This window comes from Streptomyces sp. NPDC048751, assembly GCF_043198595.1.
Lineage (GTDB): Bacteria > Actinomycetota > Actinomycetes > Streptomycetales > Streptomycetaceae > Streptomyces.
This window is the reverse complement of record NZ_JBICUX010000005.1, coordinates 336,464-356,213: the sequence shown is the minus strand read 5'-3', so window position 1 is coordinate 356,213 and position 19,750 is coordinate 336,464. Positions and strand designations below refer to the sequence as shown.

15 protein-coding genes are annotated in these 19,750 nt (G+C 70.4%); 8 read left to right on the top strand and 7 right to left on the bottom strand.

What is annotated here, in order from left to right; translation table 11 throughout:
- Position 1 precedes the first annotated feature (1 nt).
- Positions 2 to 1,069 carry a uroporphyrinogen decarboxylase gene (gene hemE / locus ACGFNV_RS18840; RefSeq protein WP_393623789.1) on the bottom strand — a complete coding sequence of 356 codons (1,068 nt, stop codon included), beginning with the start codon at positions 1,067 to 1,069 and terminating at the stop codon, positions 2 to 4.
- Positions 1,070 to 1,176: 107 nt separating this feature from the next.
- On the opposite strand from hemE, the gene ACGFNV_RS18835 reads away from it, so the two are divergent.
- The 3 genes from ACGFNV_RS18835 to ACGFNV_RS18825 all read left to right on the top strand — a co-directional run bounded on the left by ACGFNV_RS18835 (position 1,177) and on the right by ACGFNV_RS18825 (position 4,876).
- Positions 1,177 to 1,854 (top strand): DUF3000 domain-containing protein, encoded by a 678-nt coding sequence (locus ACGFNV_RS18835; RefSeq protein WP_393623788.1) that lies wholly within the window; start codon positions 1,177 to 1,179, stop codon positions 1,852 to 1,854.
- A 403-nt stretch (positions 1,855 to 2,257) separates the two neighbouring features.
- Complete coding sequence (locus ACGFNV_RS18830) at positions 2,258 to 2,920, top strand: response regulator transcription factor (protein ID WP_133932587.1); 663 nt, start codon at positions 2,258 to 2,260, stop codon at positions 2,918 to 2,920.
- Positions 2,921 to 3,574: 654 nt separating this feature from the next.
- Entirely contained in the window at positions 3,575 to 4,876 is a 1,302-nt protein-coding gene (locus ACGFNV_RS18825; RefSeq protein ID WP_393623787.1) for a ribonuclease D, read from the top strand.
- Positions 4,877 to 4,980: 104 nt separating this feature from the next.
- Here ACGFNV_RS18825 and ACGFNV_RS18820 read toward each other — a convergent pair whose 3' ends face one another.
- The 3 genes from ACGFNV_RS18820 to ACGFNV_RS18810 are packed head-to-tail and all read right to left on the bottom strand — an operon-like array spanning position 4,981 to position 8,071.
- Positions 4,981 to 5,811 carry a carbohydrate ABC transporter permease gene (locus tag ACGFNV_RS18820; RefSeq protein WP_393623786.1) on the bottom strand — a complete coding sequence of 277 codons (831 nt, stop codon included), beginning with the start codon at positions 5,809 to 5,811 and terminating at the stop codon, positions 4,981 to 4,983.
- Positions 5,808 to 6,758 (bottom strand): carbohydrate ABC transporter permease, encoded by a 951-nt coding sequence (locus ACGFNV_RS18815; RefSeq protein ID WP_393623784.1) that lies wholly within the window; start codon positions 6,756 to 6,758, stop codon positions 5,808 to 5,810. Before ACGFNV_RS18815 ends, ACGFNV_RS18820 begins: the two co-directional genes overlap by 4 nt.
- On the bottom strand, positions 6,758 to 8,071 hold the full coding sequence (locus ACGFNV_RS18810; protein ID WP_393623783.1) for an extracellular solute-binding protein: 1,314 nt from the start codon (positions 8,069 to 8,071) through the stop codon (positions 6,758 to 6,760). Before ACGFNV_RS18810 ends, ACGFNV_RS18815 begins: the two co-directional genes overlap by 1 nt.
- Positions 8,072 to 8,243: 172 nt before the next feature.
- On the opposite strand from ACGFNV_RS18810, the gene ACGFNV_RS18805 reads away from it, so the two are divergent.
- From ACGFNV_RS18805 to ACGFNV_RS18785, 5 genes are all read left to right on the top strand, one after another.
- Entirely contained in the window at positions 8,244 to 10,616 is a 2,373-nt protein-coding gene (locus ACGFNV_RS18805; protein WP_393623782.1) for a glycoside hydrolase family 2 protein, read from the top strand.
- A complete protein-coding gene (locus tag ACGFNV_RS18800) occupies positions 10,613 to 11,641 on the top strand; it encodes a LacI family DNA-binding transcriptional regulator (RefSeq protein ID WP_393623780.1) in 1,029 nt (342 codons plus the stop codon). Before ACGFNV_RS18805 ends, ACGFNV_RS18800 begins: the two co-directional genes overlap by 4 nt.
- A gap of 122 nt (positions 11,642 to 11,763) precedes the next feature.
- Positions 11,764 to 12,984, top strand: coding sequence for a thiolase family protein (locus ACGFNV_RS18795; RefSeq protein ID WP_393623779.1), 1,221 nt, complete (start codon positions 11,764 to 11,766; stop codon positions 12,982 to 12,984).
- Positions 12,981 to 15,107 (top strand): 3-hydroxyacyl-CoA dehydrogenase NAD-binding domain-containing protein, encoded by a 2,127-nt coding sequence (locus tag ACGFNV_RS18790; RefSeq protein ID WP_393623778.1) that lies wholly within the window; start codon positions 12,981 to 12,983, stop codon positions 15,105 to 15,107. Before ACGFNV_RS18795 ends, ACGFNV_RS18790 begins: the two co-directional genes overlap by 4 nt.
- 176 nt (positions 15,108 to 15,283) lie before the next feature.
- Positions 15,284 to 16,966 carry a hypothetical protein gene (locus ACGFNV_RS18785; protein ID WP_393623777.1) on the top strand — a complete coding sequence of 561 codons (1,683 nt, stop codon included), beginning with the start codon at positions 15,284 to 15,286 and terminating at the stop codon, positions 16,964 to 16,966.
- Here ACGFNV_RS18785 and ACGFNV_RS18780 read toward each other — a convergent pair.
- Genes ACGFNV_RS18780 through ACGFNV_RS18770 form a run of 3 tightly spaced genes read right to left on the bottom strand, consistent with a single transcriptional unit; the run spans position 16,953 to position 19,748 of the window.
- Complete coding sequence (locus ACGFNV_RS18780; RefSeq protein WP_393623775.1) at positions 16,953 to 18,236, bottom strand: phosphodiester glycosidase family protein; 1,284 nt, start codon at positions 18,234 to 18,236, stop codon at positions 16,953 to 16,955. The two genes, ACGFNV_RS18785 and ACGFNV_RS18780, sit on opposite strands and share 14 nt — an antisense overlap.
- On the bottom strand, positions 18,229 to 18,957 hold the full coding sequence (locus tag ACGFNV_RS18775; RefSeq protein ID WP_393623774.1) for a hypothetical protein: 729 nt from the start codon (positions 18,955 to 18,957) through the stop codon (positions 18,229 to 18,231). Before ACGFNV_RS18775 ends, ACGFNV_RS18780 begins: the two co-directional genes overlap by 8 nt.
- The gene (locus ACGFNV_RS18770; RefSeq protein ID WP_393623772.1) at positions 18,954 to 19,748 is read right to left on the bottom strand and encodes a rhamnogalacturonan acetylesterase; all 795 of its coding nucleotides are present in this window, start codon (positions 19,746 to 19,748) and stop codon (positions 18,954 to 18,956) included. The genes ACGFNV_RS18775 and ACGFNV_RS18770 overlap by 4 nt, the downstream gene beginning before the upstream one ends.
- Positions 19,749 to 19,750 lie beyond the last annotated feature (2 nt).

Below are 19,750 nucleotides of genomic sequence, written 5' to 3'. Positions count from 1 at the left end.
ATCAGCGGGCCGTGCGGGTGTGGACGTACTCGACGAGGCGGGTCAGCGCGTCCGGGTCGGTGGAGGGCATGACGCCGTGGCCGAGGTTGAAGACGTGGCCCTCCAGGCCGGCGGCGGAGTCGAGGACCTCGCGGGTCTTGGCCTCGACGGCCTCGGTGCCGGCGAACAGGACGGTCGGGTCGAGGTTGCCCTGGAGCGCCTTGCCGGGGCCGACGCGGCGGGCGGCCTCGTCGAGCGGGACGCGCCAGTCGACGCCGACGACGTCCGCGCCGGCCTCACCCATGAGGCCCAGCAGCTCGCCGGTGCCGACGCCGAAGTGGATGCGCGGGACGCCGTAGGACTCGACGGCCCGGAAGACCTTCGCGGAGGCGGGCAGCACCGAGCGCCGGTAGTCCGCCGGGGCCAGCGCGCCGGCCCAGGAGTCGAAGAGCTGGACGGCGGAGGCGCCCGCCTCGATCTGCACCTTCAGGAACGCGGCGGTGATCTCCGCGAGGCGGTCGAGCAGGTCGGCCCACAGTTCGGGGTCGCCGTACATCATCGCCTTGGCGTTCTCGTACGTGCGGGACGGGCCGCCCTCGACGAGGTAGCTCGCGAGGGTGAAGGGCGCCCCGGCGAAGCCGATGAGGGGGGTGGCGCCGAGCTCACGGGTGAGCAGGCCGATGGCCTCGGTGACGTAGGAGACGTCCTCGGGGGTGAGATCACGCAGCTGGGCCAGGTCGGCGCGGGTGCGGATCGGACTCCCGACGACCGGACCGACGCCGGGCTTGATGTCGAGGTCGATGCCGATGGCCTTGAGCGGGACGACGATGTCGCTGTAGTAGATCGCCGCGTCCACGTTGTGCCGGCGCACCGGCTGGAGCGTGATCTCGGTGACGAGCTCGGGCCGCGTGCAGGACTCGAGCATCGGGACGCCCTCGCGCACCTTGCGGTACTCCGGCAGTGAGCGCCCGGCCTGCCGCATGAACCACACGGGGGTGTGCGGCACGGGCTCGCGCCTGCACGCCTTCAGGAAGGGGCTGTCGTACGTCGCTGTCGGCTGCCGGCCCGCCGGGCCCTCGTTCACGCTCACGACGGCAAGTCTCGCACGGCCGGAAACCGGGCGCGGCTGCGGGCAGGTCGGGCCGCAAGGGGTGTCCCTCCCTGCGCCCGGGCCCCGTTCCCCTTACTCTTCCCCGCATGGCTGCGGCTCAGGGACGACTGTCGGACGACGCTGGCGGAATGGACGACGCGAAGGACACCGGGGAGGGGGAGCGGCATGCGGGCGACGGGGCTCCGCCACCGTTCGGGGCAGCCGTCGAGGCACTGAGGGCGGCGCGCCTGCGGTCGCACATCGAGGTCGAGTCGACCCCGGCCCCGCAGCGGCTCGCGCCGTTCGCGCACGCCCTGGAGGCCACGGTCGTCGACGACGACCAGGACCTGGCCGACGGCCGGCTGGTGCTGCTGCACGACCCGGCCGGGCACGACGCCTGGCAGGGCACGTTCCGTCTGGTGACCCTCGTGCGCGCGGAGCTGGAGCCGGAGATGGCCGCCGACCCGTTGCTGCCCGACGTGTGCTGGTCCTGGCTGACCGGCGCGCTCCAGGCGCGAGGGCTCGCGTACGGCGAGCCCAGCGGCACCGTCACACGCGCGAGCTCCCACTACTTCGGCGGGCTGTCCGAGCGGCCGGCCAACTCGCAGATCGAGATCCGTGCGTCCTGGACGCCCCGGGAGGGGCCGGGCGGGGTCCCGGACACGGCGGCCCATCTCTCCGCGTGGTGCGATCTGCTGGCCCAGGTCGCGGGTCTGCCACCGGCCGGCCCCGGCGACGCCTCGGTGGTGACCCTGCCGCAGCGGCGGGGCCCGCAGTCGCGCTGACCGTCCGAACCACCCGGGACTGTCCGAACCGCCCGGGACCGCCTGAACCACCCCGTAGCGCCCAGCGCCTCCGCGCGCCGGGCGCTTCTTTGTGCGTCGATCGTGCGTCGATCTCCTGACGGACCATCCGACCATCACCCCATTGAGGGCCTTCCGGGTGCTCGGTTGACCATCTCTTTGTCGATACGGCCACTTTCCGAACCCCAACAGGACCCGACCGAACCGACTCGATCTTCGGATGATCGATCGCGTGTCCGAATTGCACGGATTGTTACTCACCAGATCGTGATCATTCTCTAAAGGCGGACGGGGTTGCTGCCGAAGACGTCTGTGACCTTGAAAGCACGGTTCGTCCCGGCTTCAAACCTCAGAGCCGGCCCCGTCCCGCACCCCAGGAGGCCTGGTGTCCGTTCTCCTCGAGCAGCCTGCAAGCCTGGTCGCCTACCGCCCGAACAAGCCGACCGCCATGGTGGTCGTGGCCGACCCGCGCGTCCGTTCCACCGTCACCCGCCATCTGTGGGCGCTCGGTGTGCGCGACGTCATCGAGGCCTCGTCCGTCGCGGAGGCTCGTCCCCGCATCGGCAACCCCCGCGACATCTGCGTCGCCGACGTCCACCTGCCCGACGGCTCCGGCCTCACTCTCCTCTCGGAGACCCGCGCCGCGGGCTGGCCCAACGGGCTCGCCCTCTCGGCCGCCGACGACATCGGCGCCGTGCGCAACGCCCTCGCGGCCGGCGTCAAGGGCTACGTCGTCACCGGCACCCGCACCAACCTCGGGCTCCCCACCCGACCCGGTGCCGCCCCCATCGGCGCGGCCGCCGCCCGCCTCCACCGCCGCCCCCCGGGTGCCCCGAGCCACCCGGGCGGCTACCGCGAGCTGTCCGGCCGCGAGGTGGAGGTGCTGCGGCTGGTCGCCGAAGGCCAGTCCAACAAGGCGATCGGCGTTTCGATGGGCCTGTCCGCCCTGACCGTCAAGAGCCACCTCGCCCGCATCGCCCGCAAGCTCGGCACGGGCGACCGGGCCGGGATGGTCGCGGTCGCCCTGCGGACCGGCATCATCCACTGAACCGGCGCGCGCCGACCTGCGCACACCCGAAACTCCGACGACCCCTGCCGCCCCTCTTCCCCCCTGCCGCCCCTTCTTCCCCCTGCTTCCCCTTCCTTCCGGCACTTCCTACATCCATTCCCCCGTCCATTCGGCTCCGCCCGCGCCGCGGTCCCTCTCCGCGTCCGCTCCCCCGTCTCCACCGATTTCCGCCAGCTCGATTCCCGAGCGGTTCACGCTCCCCCCGCGCCCGTCGACGGAACGTTCCGTCGACGGGCGCGGGACGCCGTGAGTCGGCGGCGGCGCGGGCGGAGTGGCGCGTCACGGTGCCGCCGAACCACACCGCCTCGGCGACCGCGGGAGACGGGTCGTCCGGCTCAGCCACGCCCGCACGTGCCCCGTCACGGCCCGTCACGGCAGCAGCGCCCGGGGCACCCGGCGCTCACGCCGGGCGCTCGTGGCGGCCGAGAGCACAGCGAGCCGGCCGACCACGAACATCCGGCCGTACCTCTGCCGCGCCGCGGGGGTCGGCTGACGCGTGAGTCCGGACAAATCCGAGTGCCGACGCCGATCGGTGGTCCCACGGGCACCGGCAGCCACCTGTTTGCGCAGGTCACTCACAGCTCGGCTGAAAGCGCAGGTCATGAGGACGTCCCGGACGGATACCCTTGACAGGTGACCGACGCCCAAGACACCGCAGCAGACAGTTCACTGCGAACCACCGGAGGCGCCCCTCCGGACGACGGCGGATCTACTGCTACGGGGGCGCCGAATCCTGATCCGATTCCTTTGCTGGAGCCCCGCGAGGGCATTCCACCCGTGGTCGCAGACGAGGCCTCCCTCGCCGAGGTGATCGCCGCCTTCACCGCCGGCTCCGGCCCCGTCGCCGTCGACGCCGAGCGCGCCTCCGGCTACCGCTACGGCCAGCGCGCCTACCTCGTGCAGCTGCGCCGCGAGGGCGCGGGCAGCGCACTGATCGACCCCGTCGCCTGCCCCGACCTGTCGGGCCTCGGCGAGGCGCTCGCCGACGCCGAGTGGGTCCTGCACGCCGCCACCCAGGACCTGCCCTGCCTGCGCGAAATAGGCATGGTGCCGACCCGGCTGTTCGACACCGAGCTGGCGGGCCGCCTCGCCGGGTTCCCCCGTGTCGGCCTCGGCGCGATGGTCGAGGGCGTCCTCGGCTTCGTCCTGGAGAAGGGGCACTCCGCCGTCGACTGGTCCACCCGCCCGCTGCCCGAGCCCTGGCTGCGCTACGCCGCGCTCGACGTCGAGCTCCTCGTCGACCTGCGGGACGCGCTGGAGAAGGAGCTGGACCGGCAGGGCAAGCTGGAGTGGGCCCGCCAGGAGTTCGACGCGATCGCGGCGGCGCCGCCCGCCGAGCCGCGCAAGGACCCCTGGCGCCGGACGTCCGGGATGCACAAGGTGCGCCGGCGCCGGCAGCTCGCCGTGGTGCGCGAGATGTGGGAGACGCGGGACCGCATCGCGCAGCGGCGCGACGTGTCGCCGGGCAAGGTGCTGTCCGACGCGGCCATCGTGGAGGCCGCGCTCGCCGTTCCGGCCAACGTGCACGCGCTGGCCGCGTTGAACGGGTTCGGGCACCGGATGGGGCGGCGGCAGCTGGAGCAGTGGCAGGCGGCAGTCGACCGGGCGAAGGCGTTGAGCGACGGACAGTTGCCGCAGCCGGGACAGCCGGTGGCGGGGCCGCCGCCGCCGCGGGCCTGGGCCGACAAGGATCCTGAGGCCGCGGCTCGGCTGTCCGCTGCGCGGGCGGGTGTGTCCGCGCTGGCGGAGCGGTTGAACATGCCGCAGGAGAACCTGATCACGCCGGACACGGTGCGGCGGGTCTGCTGGGAGCCACCGAAGGTTGTCGACGCGGAGTCCGTCGGGGCCGCGTTGGCCGGGTACGGGGCTCGGGGCTGGCAGGTGGAGTTGGTGACTCCGGTGCTGGTGGAGGCACTGTCCGCGAAGGAGGCCTAGCCGCCGTAGAGCTTCATGTCGTACGGCGGCTGCGGGTTCGTCGTGGTTGATCGCGCCCCCGCGGCGGAGCCGCATGTCGACACAGCCCCGCGCCCCTCAGGACCTCACCTGGTCGCTCCTCGTGTGAAGCCGTTGTACACGTACCGCTGCAGACACAAGAAGACGATCAAGGTGGGGAGGATCACCAGCACCGCCCCCGCCGAGATCGTCTCCCAGTGCGCCGCGTAGGGGCCCTTGAAGCGGAAGAGGGACGTCGAGATCACGCCAAGGTCCTGGGAAGGCATGTAGAGGAAGGGGATGTAGAAGTCGTTGTAGACGGCGATCCCCTTCACGATCACGACCGTCGCGATCGCCGGCTTCAGCAGCGGGAAGATGATCTTCCGGTAGATGGTGAAGGCGTTGGCGCCGTCGAGGCGAGCGGCCTCGTCCAGTGAGGTCGGGATCGAGCGGACGAACTGCAGGAAGATGTAGATCGAGACGATGTCCGTGCCCATGTAGAGGGCGATCGGGGCCCAGCGGGTGTCGAACAGGCCGAAGCTGTGGACGATCTGGAAGGTGGCCACCTGGGTGGTCACGCCCGGGACGAGCGCGGCGACCAGGAACAGGGCGAGCACCAGCTTCCGGAAGCGGAAGGTGAAGCGGTCGATGGCGTACGCCGTCATCGAGCCGATGACGACCGTGCCGCCGACGGAGACGACGAGGATGAAGGCGGTGTTGCCGAACGCCGCCAGCATCTGGCCGTCCTGGAACGCCGTCACGTAGTTGTGCAGGTTGAACAGGTCGTGCGGGAGTGTGAGCGCCCCGCCGCCCCTCGCCGTCTCCTCCGGGGTCTTGAGCGACGTGAGGAAGACGACGCCGAGCGGCAGCAACACCACCAGCGCGGCGATGATCAGCGACAGGTACACAAGCGTGCGGGCAACGGCTCGGCGGGTCATACGAGGTCCACCCTGTCGTCGGGGACGAGACGTCGCTGCACCCAGGTCACCACCAGGATGATCAGCAGCAGGACCACGGCTGCCGCCGACGCGAGGCCCGTCTTGTTGAACTGGAAGGCCAGCTTCACGGTCTGGATCACGAAGGTCTCGGTGCCGGTCGCCCCGCCGGTCATGATGTACGGGATCTCGAAGGCCGACAGCGAGCCGGAGACCGACAGAATCACCGTCAGCGTCAGTACCGGTTTGATGCCGGGCGCGATGATGTGGCGGAACTGGTGCCAGCGGTTGGCCCCGTCCAGCTCGGCCGCCTCGTAGACCTCCCCCGGGATGGACTGGATCGCGCCGAGGAACAGGACGAAGTTCATGCCCATGTAGCGCCAGACGGAGACGCTCGCGAGGGAGAGGTTCGCGGAGACGGGGGTGCCGAGCCAGGCGTGGTCCGTGTGGTAGCCGAAGAGGCCGAGCACCGTGTCTAAGGTGCCGCCGTCCTGGAAGAAGTAGAGGAAGACGAAGGCGATCGCCACGCTGTTGATCAGGGACGGGAAGAAGAGCACGCCCTTGAAGAAGTTCCGGAAACGGACGTTGAAGCTGAGGACCGTGGCGAAGTAGAGCGCGGCGGCGATCTGGACGGCGGAGGCGGCCAGGTAGTAGCCGCTGACGAAGAACACCTGGAAGAGGTCTTCGCGGGTGAAGATCTCCCGGTAGTTCTCGCCGCCCGTGTAGTGCAGTTCGGGGCTCACGCCGTCCCAGTCGGTGAAGCTGTACGCGAGCATGTTGGCGATCGGCGCGTAGGTGAAGGTGATCAGCAGAGCCAGCGGGGCGAGCAGGAACAGCCAGGGGGTGACGAGGCGCCACACGCGTGCTCGGCGCGGGGCCGGGGCAGGGGCGGCGGCCCTCAGGGCCGGGGCCCCGGCCTCGAAGGCCGCCTTCTCGGTGGTGTCCGTCATCAGTCGCCCACGGTCTTCTGCGTCTCGGTCCACTTCTTGCCCAGGCCGGCGAGGAAGCCGTCCAGGCTGCCCTTCTTGGCGCCGCGCGCGAGGTCCACGAGGTCCTGGCGGTACTCGGGCTTGTTGATGCCGACCTCGGACTGGTCGTCGATCAGCTTGACCTTGGCGCCCGCCGAGTCGTCCAGCTCGATGAGCTTCACGCCCGCCTCGTCGTAGGGCTTCAGCACCTCCGGCATGGGTGCGTCCTTGAGCGGCGAGATGGCCAGGTTGTCCTTGTCGTAGCCGGACTTGTCGGTGAACCAGTCGATCCAGGCGCGGGCCGCCTCCTTGTGCGGGGAGTGGACGTTGACGGCCTGGTTGTAGTCGGGGCCGATGGTCGAGCAGTACTTTCCGTCCGTCTGGGCCGGGAAGGGCATGAAGCCGATGTCGTCGGGGTTCACGCCGGCCTTCTTCGCCGCGTCCTGGAACTGGACGATCGCCCAGGTGCCGAGCCACTGCGTGGCGATCTCGCCCTTCGCCGTGCGGGGCTTGGACTCCTCCCAGTTGCTGGTCGTGGGGTCCTTCTCGGCGAGGCCCTGCTTGACGATGTCGTAGAGCAGGGTGTCGCCGACGCGCAGGTCGGAGCCCTTCGCCCACGGGTCGCCCTCAGCGAGCTTCGTGGTGGCCTGGGGGTCGCAGTGGACGGAGCCGTTGACGAAGGTCCAGGAGGTCAGCGGCCACTGGGCGGCGAAGTTGGTGTAGTAGGGGATCGCGTCGGTCTTCGACTTGATCGCCTTGAGGCCGGCGAGGAACTCGGCCGGGCTGGTGGGCCACTCGGTGATCCCGGCCTCCTTCCAGATCTTCTTGTTGTAGATGAAGCCGGGCATCACGCCGACCGGGCTCTGCCCGTAGACCTTGCCGTCGACGGTGGTGAAGTCGGTGAAGCGGTACTTCTTGCCGCGTTCGGCCGCGGTGCCGAGGGAGGCGAAGAACTTCGGGTAGTCGCTCTTCTTGATGACGCCGGGGATCAGGAGGACGTCGCCGTAGTCCTCCGTGTTCATCCGGATCTTGATTTCGGCTTCGTAGTTGGTGAGGGCCTGGAACTCGACCTTCACCTTGGGATAGATCTTGTTGAACTCGGCGGCGTACTTTTTCATCGTGCCGTCCTGCACGAGATCGGTCCGCACGGTGAGGACCGTGATGTTTCCGCTCACCTTCGACGGGTCGTCGGGCGCCTTCGCGTCCGCCCCTTTCGAGGTGCCTCCGGTACCGGTGCAGCCCGGGAGCAGCAGCGCGGCTCCCGCGACCATGGCGAGGACTGTACGGCGGTTCATGTGCATCAGCTCCGTTCATGGGACGGACGAGCACTTGCGAGTTGTCACACGACGTACGGGTTGGCTGATTCGGCACTCTGACAGCGCTTTCCTCAACCGGTAAAGTCCCATTCCCGCCAACGATGCAGTGATGGCGCTCAATACTGCCCATTGACCGGTTTAGGGAGTGCGCATGCTGGAGGCCACACCGCTCACCGAGGGATGGATCCTGCGGCACGGGCGGGACGCGCTCCCGGCCGTGGTGCCGGGCTGTGTGCACACCGATCTGCTGGCGGCGGGGGTGATCCCGGACCCCTTCCTCGGCCGGAACGAGGAAGATGTCGCCTGGGTGGGGCGGCGGGAGTGGACGTACGAGACGGAGCTGCGGGTCGCGCCACCCGGGTACGAGCAGACCGATCTCGTCTTCGAGGGCCTCGACACGGCCGCCGAGATCCTGCTGGAGGGGCGGCTCCTGGGCCGGGTGCGCAACATGCACCGCTCCTACCGCTTCGACGTGACGGGCCTGACCGGGCGGCTCTCGGTGCGGTTCGCCTCCGCCTACGCCGAGGCCGACGCGGTGCGCGAGCGGCTGGGCGAGCGGCCCGCCGCCTATGCCGAGCCGTTCCAGTACGTCCGCAAGATGGCCTGCTCCTTCGGCTGGGACTGGGGGCCGACGCTGGTGACGGCCGGGATCTGGCGCCCGGTCCGCCTCGAACACTGGTCGACGGCCCGGATCGCCCGCGTCCGCCCCCTCGTCACCGTCGAGGACGGCACCGGCGTCGTCGAGTTGCACGTCGACGTCGAGCGCAGCCGCGTCGAGGCCGAACTCGCCGTCGAGGCCCGGGTGGGCGGCGCACGGGCACGGGCGGAGATCGACCGCACGCACGGGGTGGTACGGCTCGAAGTGCCGGACGCGGCGGTCTGGTGGCCGCGCGGGTACGGCGAACAGCCGCTGTACGACGTGGAGTTGACGCTCGTCAACGGTGACGGGCCGCTCGACTCCTGGCGGCGCCGCATCGGCTTCCGGACCGTCGAACTGGACACCTCGGCCGACGCGCACGGCACCGGCTTCACCCTCGTCGTCAACGGGGAGCGGCTCTTCGCGCGGGGCGTCAACTGGATCCCGGACGACGTCTTCCCGTCCCGGATCACCCGCGAGCGCTACCGGCAGCGGCTGCGGCAGGCGGCCGACGCCGGGGTGGACCTGGTACGGATCTGGGGCGGCGGGATCTACGAGAGCGAGGACTTCTACGACGCCTGCGACGAACTGGGCCTGCTGGTCTGGCAGGACTTCCCCTTCGCGTGCGCCGCCTACCCGGAGGAGCAGCCGCTGCGGGGCGAGGTGGAGGCGGAGGCCCGGGAGAACGTCGTACGGCTGATGCCGCATCCCTCGCTGGTGCTGTGGAACGGCAACAACGAGAACCTGTGGGGCTTCCGCGACTGGGGCTGGGAGGAGCGGCTCGGCGGTGACTCCTGGGGCGAGGGGTACTACCTGGGCGTACTGCCGCGGGTGGTCGCGGAGTTGGACCCGACGCGGCCGTACACGGCGGGCAGTCCCTGGTCGGGATCGTGGGACCACCACCCGAACGATCCCGCGCACGGCACGCACCACTCCTGGGAGGTGTGGAACCGGGAGGACTACGCCGACTACCGGCTCAGCGTCCCGCGGTTCGTGGCCGAGTTCGGCTGGCAGGCACCGCCCGCCTACGCCACCCTGCGGCGCGCCCTGCCGGGCGAGGCGCTCGCGGCGGACTCGCCCGGCATGCTGCACCACCAGAAGGCCGAGGACGGCAACGGCAAGCTTCGACGGGGTCTGGAGCGGCATTTCGCCTTCCCCGAGGGGGACTTCGACCGCTGGCACTACCTGACACAGGTCAACCAGGCCCGGGCGGTCGCCGCCGGGATCGAGCACTGGCGGTCGCACTGGCCGGTGTGCGCGGGCACGATCGTGTGGCAGCTGAACGACTGCTGGCCGGTGACGTCGTGGGCCGCGATCGACGGGGACGGGCGGGAGAAGCCGCTGTACCACGAGCTGCGGCGGCTGTACGCGGATCGTCTGCTCACCCTCCGGTCGTGGGGCGGGGAACTGGTGGTGGCGGCCGTGAACCAGGCGGCCGCCGGGTGGTCGGGTCCGCTGGTCCTGCGCCGGATGTCCGTGGACGGTGGTGTGATCGGCCGGGCGAGCACCGGTTTCACGGCGGGGCCGCGGACGGTGGCCGAGGTGCGGGTGCCGCGGGAGCTGGTGCCGGCCGGACCGAAGGAGTTCCTCGTCGCGGACGCGGCGGGCCTGCGGGCCCTGCACTTTCCGGCACCGGACCGCGACATCCCCTACCCCCGCCCGGAGTTCGAGGTGACGGTGGCGCCGGGCGCGGTCACGGTGACGGCGCGGACCCTCGTACGGGACCTGCTGCTCCAGGCCGACCGGCTGGGCCCGGACGTACGCGCCGACCGGGGACTCGTCACGCTGCTGCCCGGGGAGCGGGTGACCATCGGGGTCAGGGGCTGGAAGACTGCGGACGCGGCCGCCGCCCGGGCCGCCCTGTACTGCGTGGAGCCCACCGAATGACCGCACCCCGCGTCACCATCAAGGACGTCGCCGCGCGCGCCGGTGTGTCCAAGGGTGCCGTGTCGCTCGCCTTCAACCACAAGCCGGGGCTGTCGCAGGCGACCCGGGAGCGGATCTTCGCGGCGGCGCGGGAGCTGGGCTGGACGCCGAACCTCACGGCCCGGTCGCTGTCGAGCTCGCGGGTGGACGTGGTGGGGCTCGCGATCTGCCGGCCGGCCCGGATGCTGGGGCTGGAGCCGTTCTACATGGAGTTCGTCTCCGGCGTGGAGAGCGTGCTGACCGAGCACTCCTGTTCCCTGCTGCTGCGGCTGGTGCGGAGCGTGGAGGAGGAGGTCGGGCTCCAGGAGTCGTGGTGGCGGGGGCGGCAGGTCGGCGGCTCGATCCTGGTCGACTTCCGCGCGGACGACCCACGGGTGGCGGCGGTCGAGCGGCTGGGGATGCCGGTGGTCGCCGTCGGGCATCCGTCGCTGACCGGCGGTCTGACCTCGGTGTGGACGGACGACGCCACGGCCGTGCGGGAGGCCGTGCGCTATCTGGCGGCGCTCGGGCACCGGCGGATCGCCCGAGTGGGCGGCGCGGCGGGGCTCGGGCACACGGTGATGCGTACGGCGGCGTTCGACGAGGCTGCTCGCGCGGCGGGGCTGGCGGGAGCCTGGCAGGTCGCCACGGACTACTCCGGGGAGGCCGGCGCCCGGGCCACCCGGTCGCTGCTCGCGACCGCGCCGCAGGACCGGCCCACGGCGATCGTGTACGACAACGACATCATGGCGGTGGCCGGTCTCGCGGTGGCCGCCGAGATGGGCCTGAAGGTCCCGGACGACGTCTCGCTGCTGGCCTGGGACGACTCCCAGCTGTGCCGCATCACCCATCCGCCGCTGTCCGCCATGAGCCATGACGTGCACGGCTTCGGGGCGGAGGCCGCGCGGACGCTGTTCGGGGTGATCATGAGGAAGGGTCCCGGATCGCATCCGGTGCCCACCCCGGTCCTGACTCCGCGGGGGTCGACGGCTCCGCCATCGGTGTGACCTTCGCCGCTGTACGGGGCAGGACTGTGCAGCTACGTTACCCATAAGTAGCATGGGTCCTGAGCGCGCGCTCAGCGCATCGCAGCAGCAGTGCAGATCCCGCACCCTGGAGGAGAGCCATCGTGCCTCGTACCGTCAGGGACGTCGTCTTCGTCGACGGCGTCCGCACCCCGTTCGGCAAGGCGGGCCCGAAGGGCATCTACCACGAGACCCGTGCCGACGACCTCGTCGTGAAGGCGATCCGGGAGCTGCTGCGCCGCAACCCCGGTCTCGACCCCGCGAAGATCGACGAGGTCGCCATCGCCGCGACCACGCAGATCGGTGACCAGGGCCTGACCATCGGCCGCACGGCCGGGATCCTGGCCGGTCTCCCCCAGTCCGTCCCGGGCTACTCCATCGACCGCATGTGCGCCGGCGCCCTGACCGCGGTCACCACGGTCGCCGGTTCCGTCGCCTTCGGCGCGTACGACATCGCCGTCGCCGGTGGTGTCGAGCACATGGGCCGTCACCCGATGGGCGAGGGCGTCGACCCGAACCCGCGGTTCGTCAGCGAGAAGCTGGTCGACGAGTCGGCCCTGTTCATGGGCATGACCGCGGAGAACCTGCACGACCGCTACCCGCAGATCACCAAGCTGCGCGCCGACGAGTACGCGGTGCGCTCGCAGGAGAAGGCCGCCAAGGCGTACGCCAACGGCAAGATCCAGGCCGACCTGGTGCCGATCTCGGTACGCCGGACCAACCCGGAGGCCGGTGAGACGGGCTGGGGTCTGGTCACCGCCGACGAGCCGATGCGCCCGGGCACCACGCTGGAGAACCTCTCCGGTCTGAAGACCCCGTTCCGTGTCCACGGCCGGGTCACCGCCGGCAACGCGGCCGGTCTGAACGACGGCGCCACCGCCTCGCTGATCGCCTCCGAGGACTTCGCGCGGGAGAACGACCTCCCGGTCAAGATGCGCCTCGTCTCCTACTCCTTCGCGGGTGTCGAGCCGGAGGTCATGGGCTACGGCCCCATCCCGGCCACCGAGAAGGCCCTCGCGCAGGCGGGTCTGTCGATCTCCGACATCGGCCTGTTCGAGATCAACGAGGCCTTCGCCGTCCAGGTCCTGGCCTTCCTCGACCACTACGGCATCGCCGACGACGACGAGCGCGTCAACCAGTACGGCGGCGCCATCGCCTTCGGTCACCCGCTCGCCTCCTCCGGCGTCCGTCTGATGACGCAGCTGGCCCGCCAGTTCGAGGAGCAGCCGAACGTCCGCTACGGCCTGACCACCATGTGCGTCGGCTTCGGCATGGGCGCGACGGTCATCTGGGAGAACCCGCACTTCGACGGAGGCAACAAGTGAGCACCACCGAACTCCTGAAGGGCGCTGCCGAGCTGTTCCCCGACGAGGTCGTGACGTCCGCGCACGTCCGCCACCTCGACCTGCCGTTCGGTGCCGGGCGCTTCGCGCTCATCACCCTGGACAACGGCTTCGACCACACCAAGCCGACCACCTTCGGCCCGGCGTCGCTGGCGAACCTCAACACCGCCATCGACCAGGTCGAGAAGGAGGCCGCGGCCGGCGAGATCGTCGGTGTCGGCATCACCGGCAAGCCGTTCATCTTCGCGGTCGGCGCCGACCTCAAGGGCGTGGAGATCCTCAAGGAGTACGACCACGCGCTCGCCATCGGCAAGGGCGGCCACGAGGTCTTCAAGCGCCTCGCCGGTATCGCGGTCCCGACCTTCGCGTACTACAACGGTGCCGCCATGGGCGGTGGCGTCGAGGTCGGCCTGCACTGCACCTACCGCACGGTGTCCGCGGCCCTGCCCGCCTTCTCGCTCCCCGAGGTCTTCCTCGGTCTGGTCCCCGGCTGGGGCGGCTGCACCCTGCTGCCGAACCTGATCGGCGCCGAGAAGGCCGTCTCGGTCATCATCGAGAACTCGCTCAACCAGAACAAGCAGCTCAAGGGCGCGCAGGTCTACGAACTGGGCATCGCCGACGCGCTGTTCGAGGGCGCGGACTTCCTGGAGCAGTCCCTGCTGTGGACGGCGTCCGTCCTCAAGGGCGAGATCGTCATCGACCGTCCGGTGATCGACCGCGGTGAGGCCTGGGACCAGGCCGTCGCCAAGGGCCGCTTCATCGCGGACTCCAAGGTGCACGGGGCCGCTCCGGCCGCCTACCGTGCCCTGGACATCATCGCCGCCGCCAAGAACGGCGACCTCCAGCAGGGCTACGACGCCGAGGACAAGGCCCTCGCCGACCTGATCATGGGTGGCGAACTGCGCGCCGGCATCTACGCGTTCAACCTGGTGCAGAAGCGCGGCAAGCGTCCCGCGGGCGCCCCGGACAAGAACCTGGCCCGCCCGGTCACCAAGGTGGGCGTCGTGGGCGCGGGTCTGATGGCCTCGCAGCTCGCGCTGCTGTTCCTGCGCCGTCTGGAGGTGCCGGTCGTGCTGACCGACATCGACCAGGAGCGCGTCGACAAGGGTGTGGGCTACGTCCACGCCGAGATCGAGAAGCTGCTCGGCAAGGGCCGCATCAACCAGGACAAGGCCAACCGCCTCAAGGCGCTGGTGACGGGTGTCCTGGACAAGGCGGAGGGCTTCTCCGACGCGGACTTCGTCATCGAGGCCGTGTTCGAGGAGATCGGCGTCAAGCAGCAGGTGTTCGCGGAGGTCGAGGCGGTCGCCCCGGCGCACGCGATCTTCGCCACCAACACCTCCTCGCTGTCCGTCTCGGAGATGGCGTCGAAGCTCCAGCACCCCGAGCGGGTCGTGGGCTTCCACTTCTTCAACCCGGTCGCCGTCCTTCCGCTGCTGGAGATCGTGCGCGGTGAGAAGACGGACGACGCCTCCCTGGCCACGGCGTTCGCCGTCGCCAAGAAGCTGAAGAAGACGGCGGTGCTGACGAAGGACGCCCCGGCGTTCGTCGTGAACCGCATCCTCACCCGCTTCATGGGCGAGATCCAGAACGTCATCGACGAGGGCACCCCGGTCGAGGTCGCCGAGAAGGCGGTCGAGCCGCTCGGTCTGCCGATGTCGCCGCTGGTGCTGCTGGAGCTGGTCGGTCCCGCGATCGGTCTGCACGTCTCCGAGACCCTCAACGGCGCCTTCCCGGACCGCTTCAAGGTCTCCCCGAACCTCGCGGCCGTCGTCAAGGCGGGCAAGCGCGGCTTCTACGTCTACGACAGCGGCAAGCCCGAGCTGGACCCCGAGGTCGCCGCGCTCCTGAAGCAGGGCGATGTCGTCCTGACCGAGGAGCAGGTCCGTGACCGTGTCCTGGACGCCGTCGCCCAGGAGATCGGGCTCATGCTCGACGAGGGTGTCGTCGCCGAGGCCCAGGACATCGACCTCTGCCTGATCACCGGTGCCGGCTGGCCCTTCCACCTGGGCGGCATCACGCCGTACCTGGACCGCGAGGGTGTCTCCGAGCGCGTGAACGGCAAGAAGTTCCTGGCGCCGGGCGTGGCGTCGGTGCCCGCGTAACCGTCGTACACACCCGAAGAGGGCCTCCGCCGACCGGCGGAGGCCCTCTGTCGTCGTGCACCGCATGGCTTTTCTCACTGTCGCCTCTCGAACAACTGCCGTATACACTTTCGAGGCTTCCTTGCACCTTGGGGAAGTTGGGGGCGGACATCACACAGAAGCGGGCTCGACGATTCATGAATACGGAACTCCCTGCACTCGCGCCGAACCTCGCGGCCGTCGACAAGCGGAGCGTGGCCACCGGAACGGACACCAGGGGGGCCGTTCCGGTGGAGTACCGGTTCCGGGCCGCCGAAGGCGATGTACGTCATCTGATCGTCGTCTTCTCGGGGTTCGCCGCCCCGAACGGATATCACTTCGCCGGAAAGTCGCTGAACGATCTTCGCGCCAATGTGCTGTGGATCCGCGACGATTTCGACGGGCATTACAGCTACTACATGTGCCGCTCGATGAACTTCGACATCGAGGCGTCCGTGCACGCGCTCATCGAGAACACCATGGGCCAACTAGGGCTCACGCGCGAGCAGGTCAGTCTGCTCGGGGTGTCCAAGGGCGGCAGCGCGGCCCTGTACTTCGGGCTGAAGTACGGATTCCGGAACATCGTCACCGTGGTCCCGCAGTTCCTGGTCGGCAGTTATGTGCGCGACCGCGCGGAAACCGGCCGCTACATGCTGGGCGCGGACATGCCGCAGTACCACGTCGACCTGCTCGACGGCGCCATTCCGGAACTGCTGAAGCAGTACGGCGGACAGGGCCACAACATCTACCTGTTCACGTCGGAGGCCGACGAGCAGTACCTGACCGAGATCAATCCGCATCTCCAGTTGTTCTGGGCGTGCGAGAACTTCAACCTGATCCGGACCCGTTCGGAACTGGTGCGCCAGCACGGCGAGGTCTCGGGCTACAACCTCCCCCTCGTCCTGGGCGTCCTGGCCGCCCTGTCGGACGGTGCGCAGCCCCGGCTCGGCTTCGTGGAGAACGGGGACGGCCAGGTCGACCCGGTGCGGCGGCAGCACTATCTGGCTGAGCTGCGCGGCACCGAGGCGCTGACGGCCGTGCTCAACAAGCAGGACATCCGCGGCAACAACCTGATTCTCAGCGGCCACGCCTTCATCCCGGGCGAGTCGCCGCACGGGGAATTCCCGTCGGTCAAGACGCTGATCGCCGAAGGCGGCGGACGCCACTGGGAGTTCCCGCTCGCCACGGCGGAGGCGAAGCACACCTACAGCCTGTACTTCGACCGGTTCGCCCGTGACTACGCCGACGGCGGGTTCGAACCGCAGGAGAAGACCGGGATATCGATGGCGGGGATGTCCGGGGGTGTCTACGAGCTTTCCGTGCGGGTGAGCAGCCCCGCCGAGGGAATAGACCGGCGGACGAAACTCGTGGCGCGCCGGCCCTTCGATCTGCGGCGGCCGTTCGGCGGTCTCGAGATCTCACTCATCGGGGACGACCAGCGGGTACGGCTGATCCGGCGTCCCGTCATCGGGCACTTCTCCCAGGAGACGGCCTTCTCACTGGAGAAGAACTGGCTGAAGGACCGCACGCTGCACGTCGAGGGCGTGTTCTTCGTCCACGGGATCGAGGCGGCCGCGCACGGGCACGCGAGTTACTACCTGGTGCTGCGGGGCCAGTCCACGTATTCCTTCCGGCTGGGCATGTCGCGCAAACCGGCGGCAGTGCGTCCGCATGTCCGGCGTGGTGACTTCGGAACGTACGACTTCGCTTACTTCGCCACGTCCGGATACAAGGGGGTGGCCTTGCCGAATGCGGCCCCCGGGGATTACGAGGTGTTCATCTCGATGAGCACGGGCGGGGCGCTGTTCTCGGCGTCGGCCGGGGGCATCACTCTTTCCTGAGTTCCGGGAGAACCGCTATCGCGTCCGCCACCGGCCGTTCGATCACGGGTTCCTCGTCGGTGGCGCGCGGACTGTTGCGCAGTTGCCCGTCCAGCACGAACGTGGTGGAGCCGCCGCCGTCGAGGTTGACCGCGTCGACCGCGCCGAGGGCCTTCACGAGTCGGGCCGCCTCGGTGGGGGTCGCGCCGACACTCACGCCCTTGTCGCGGCCGTCGACGGTGACGAGGAGCAGCGTGCCGTCCGTCGTGATCCCGGCGACGGTCCTGGGCTCGCGGTCGCTGCCGATCTGTTGCACGTCCGGGTCGACGGCGCCGTCGCGCAGCAGCCGCGCGCTGCCGCCGAGGGCCGTCTCCAGCGGACTGCTGAGGTCCCGCCCCTTCGGGTCGGTCATCCGCAGGGACACCGCCATGCGCGTGCCCGGCACGGCGTGGACGCGCAGCCAGGTCGCGCCGGTGCCGATGCCGTACAGGGAGCTGCCGCCCTTCGGCAGCGGGCCGCCCGCCGGGGAGCGTGTCGAGCGGACCGTCCCGTCGGCGGCGAGCAGGGCCTCGGTGCTGCCGGGCGGCCCCGGCGGGGTGTTCGCGCCCCACTCCTTGCTGTAGGAGACGACCTCGTCGGGGTCGACGCACAGCCCGGTGGACGGCTTGCCCTGGAGTTTGCCGGTGGTGGCGAGCCGGTCGCCGCCCACTCCCCCGCAGCCGAGGATGCGGCCCGCGACCCGGTTGACGCCGTCGAGCACGAGGCGTGCCCCGTCGGCGGCCCGCAGCCGCCCGATGGTGGAGGCCTCGGCGACGCGGGCGATGAGCCTGCCGTTGTCCGCGTGTCCGAGGAGGAGTGCGGGCCGGCCGGCGAGCGCCTCGCTCAGCACCCGACCGCCCTCGGCGTACAGCCCGATCGGGTCGCCCTCGTAGCCGGAGGTGTCGCGGCCGGTGCGGATGTCGTAGTAGGTGCCGTTGACCGCGGCGATCGCCCCCGCCGCCTTCGCCAGGGAGCGGACGGTGTTCGCCTTGGTCATGGTCGTGCCGTGCGCACCGGCGACCCGCACCCGCGCGTCGGGCGCGACCCGCAGTACGTTCAGCCGCACGGGGTCACCGGAGCCGACGCTCCGGGTGAGCTCCTGGTACGTCACCCCGGCGGGCAGCGCGGGCGTGGGCTTCGGCGTCACCGGGCCCGAACTCGTCGCCCCGCCGGAGGAGTCCGACGACGAGGTGCAGCCCGTCAGGGCGAGGCAGAGCACGGCGGCCAGAAACGCCGCCCAGGGCTTACCCATACGACGCGAGCGCTCCCGGCGAGGCCCCGAAGTCGCCGATGTGGACCGTCACCTCGGACCAGATCCGGTTCCCGCGCTCGTCCTCGAAGGCGAGCTCGAAGCGGTCGTAGCCGAGGTGGGCGGGGTCCGCCTGGTAGGTGACGCTGCCGTCGGGCGTGCAGGTGAGGACGCCGTGCCGGGCGATGCCGACGCCCATGAAGCGCAGGCCGGGGGCGTGGATGTGCCCCGGGGGCAGGACGGCGTGACCGCCGGGCGGCAGGGTGAGGCTCTGGCCGGGCAACCAGTGGCGCCGTACCCGGTAGCCCGCGTCGGAGATCGCCGTCGAGGGGATCAGCTTCTCGCCCTGCGCCGGCATCAGACCGATGATGACGCGCGGCAGCAGCACCGCGCCGTCCTGGGCGTCGTCGTTGACCTTGACGGCGCAGGTGACGGTGCGGGGTGCCGCGTCGCTCGCGTAGGTCGCGTACCGGCCGTTGGTGAGGTGGCTCATGCCCTGGTGGCGGACCATCGTGGCGATGTCACCGAGGAAGTCGTCGAGCAGGTAGCCGTAGGTGCGGTAGGCCCCGCCGGTGGGTGTGACGGCCAGGGTGAAGGTGATCTCCTGGCCGGGCGTCACGGGGTGGGTGGGGTCGGTGTCGGCGTACAGGTCCAGCGTGCCGCCGATCTGCGGGGCCTGCGGGTGGGTCACCCAGGCGCGGGCGATCGGGTACCAGTCGCTCATCGCGGGGCCCCGCTCCCCGCGAGGGCGCCTCGTCCGCCCACGCGTTCCTTGGTGAGCTGCTCGAAGACGTGGTCGTCGAGGAACTCGATGGCGGTCTCCGGGATGTGCGCGTCGAGGTTGCGGAAGTACGGCGGGGTGAGCAGTCCCTTGCCCTGCATCTCGCTCGCCACGAACCGGGCGCACTCCAGGGCGCCGTGGCCGCGCAGGTGCGTGTTGTCGGCGATGCCGTCGGGGTAGTTGGGGTGCTCGCCTGGCTCCAGGTAGAGGAAGAGCTCCTTGGTGCCCTGCGCTCCCGCCTGGCGCCACCAGGCGACGCTCCACTCGTTGAGGTCGATCAGCGGCACGGACAGGCCCGCCGCGACCTCGCGCATCGCCGCCGGGTACAGACCGAGGGGCCGGCGCATGTTGCCGTAGTCGTCGAAGACGCGCCGCTCGTGGCTGGTCACCAGGACCGGGTGGGCGCCACGTTCGCGGGCGCCGTGCACGTACTGGCGCAGGAAGTGCTGGAAGTCGCCGAACGGCTCGGTGAAGCGGCCGTCGCCCGGCTTCATGTCGATGAGGCCGAAGGAGACCAGCAGCAGGTCGCCGGGGGTGATGTTCTCCAGGATCCAGGCGAGCCGGCCGCGCTCCAGGAAGCTGCGCGAACTGGAGCCCGCGCGGGCGGCGTTGACCACCTCGGCGCCCTGGACGAAGAACTGGAGCACCTGGCCCCAGCCGACCATGGGGGCCATGCTGTGCGGCCGGCTGGTCACGCTGGAGTCGCCGGCCAGGAAGACTCTCGTGTGCTGCACGG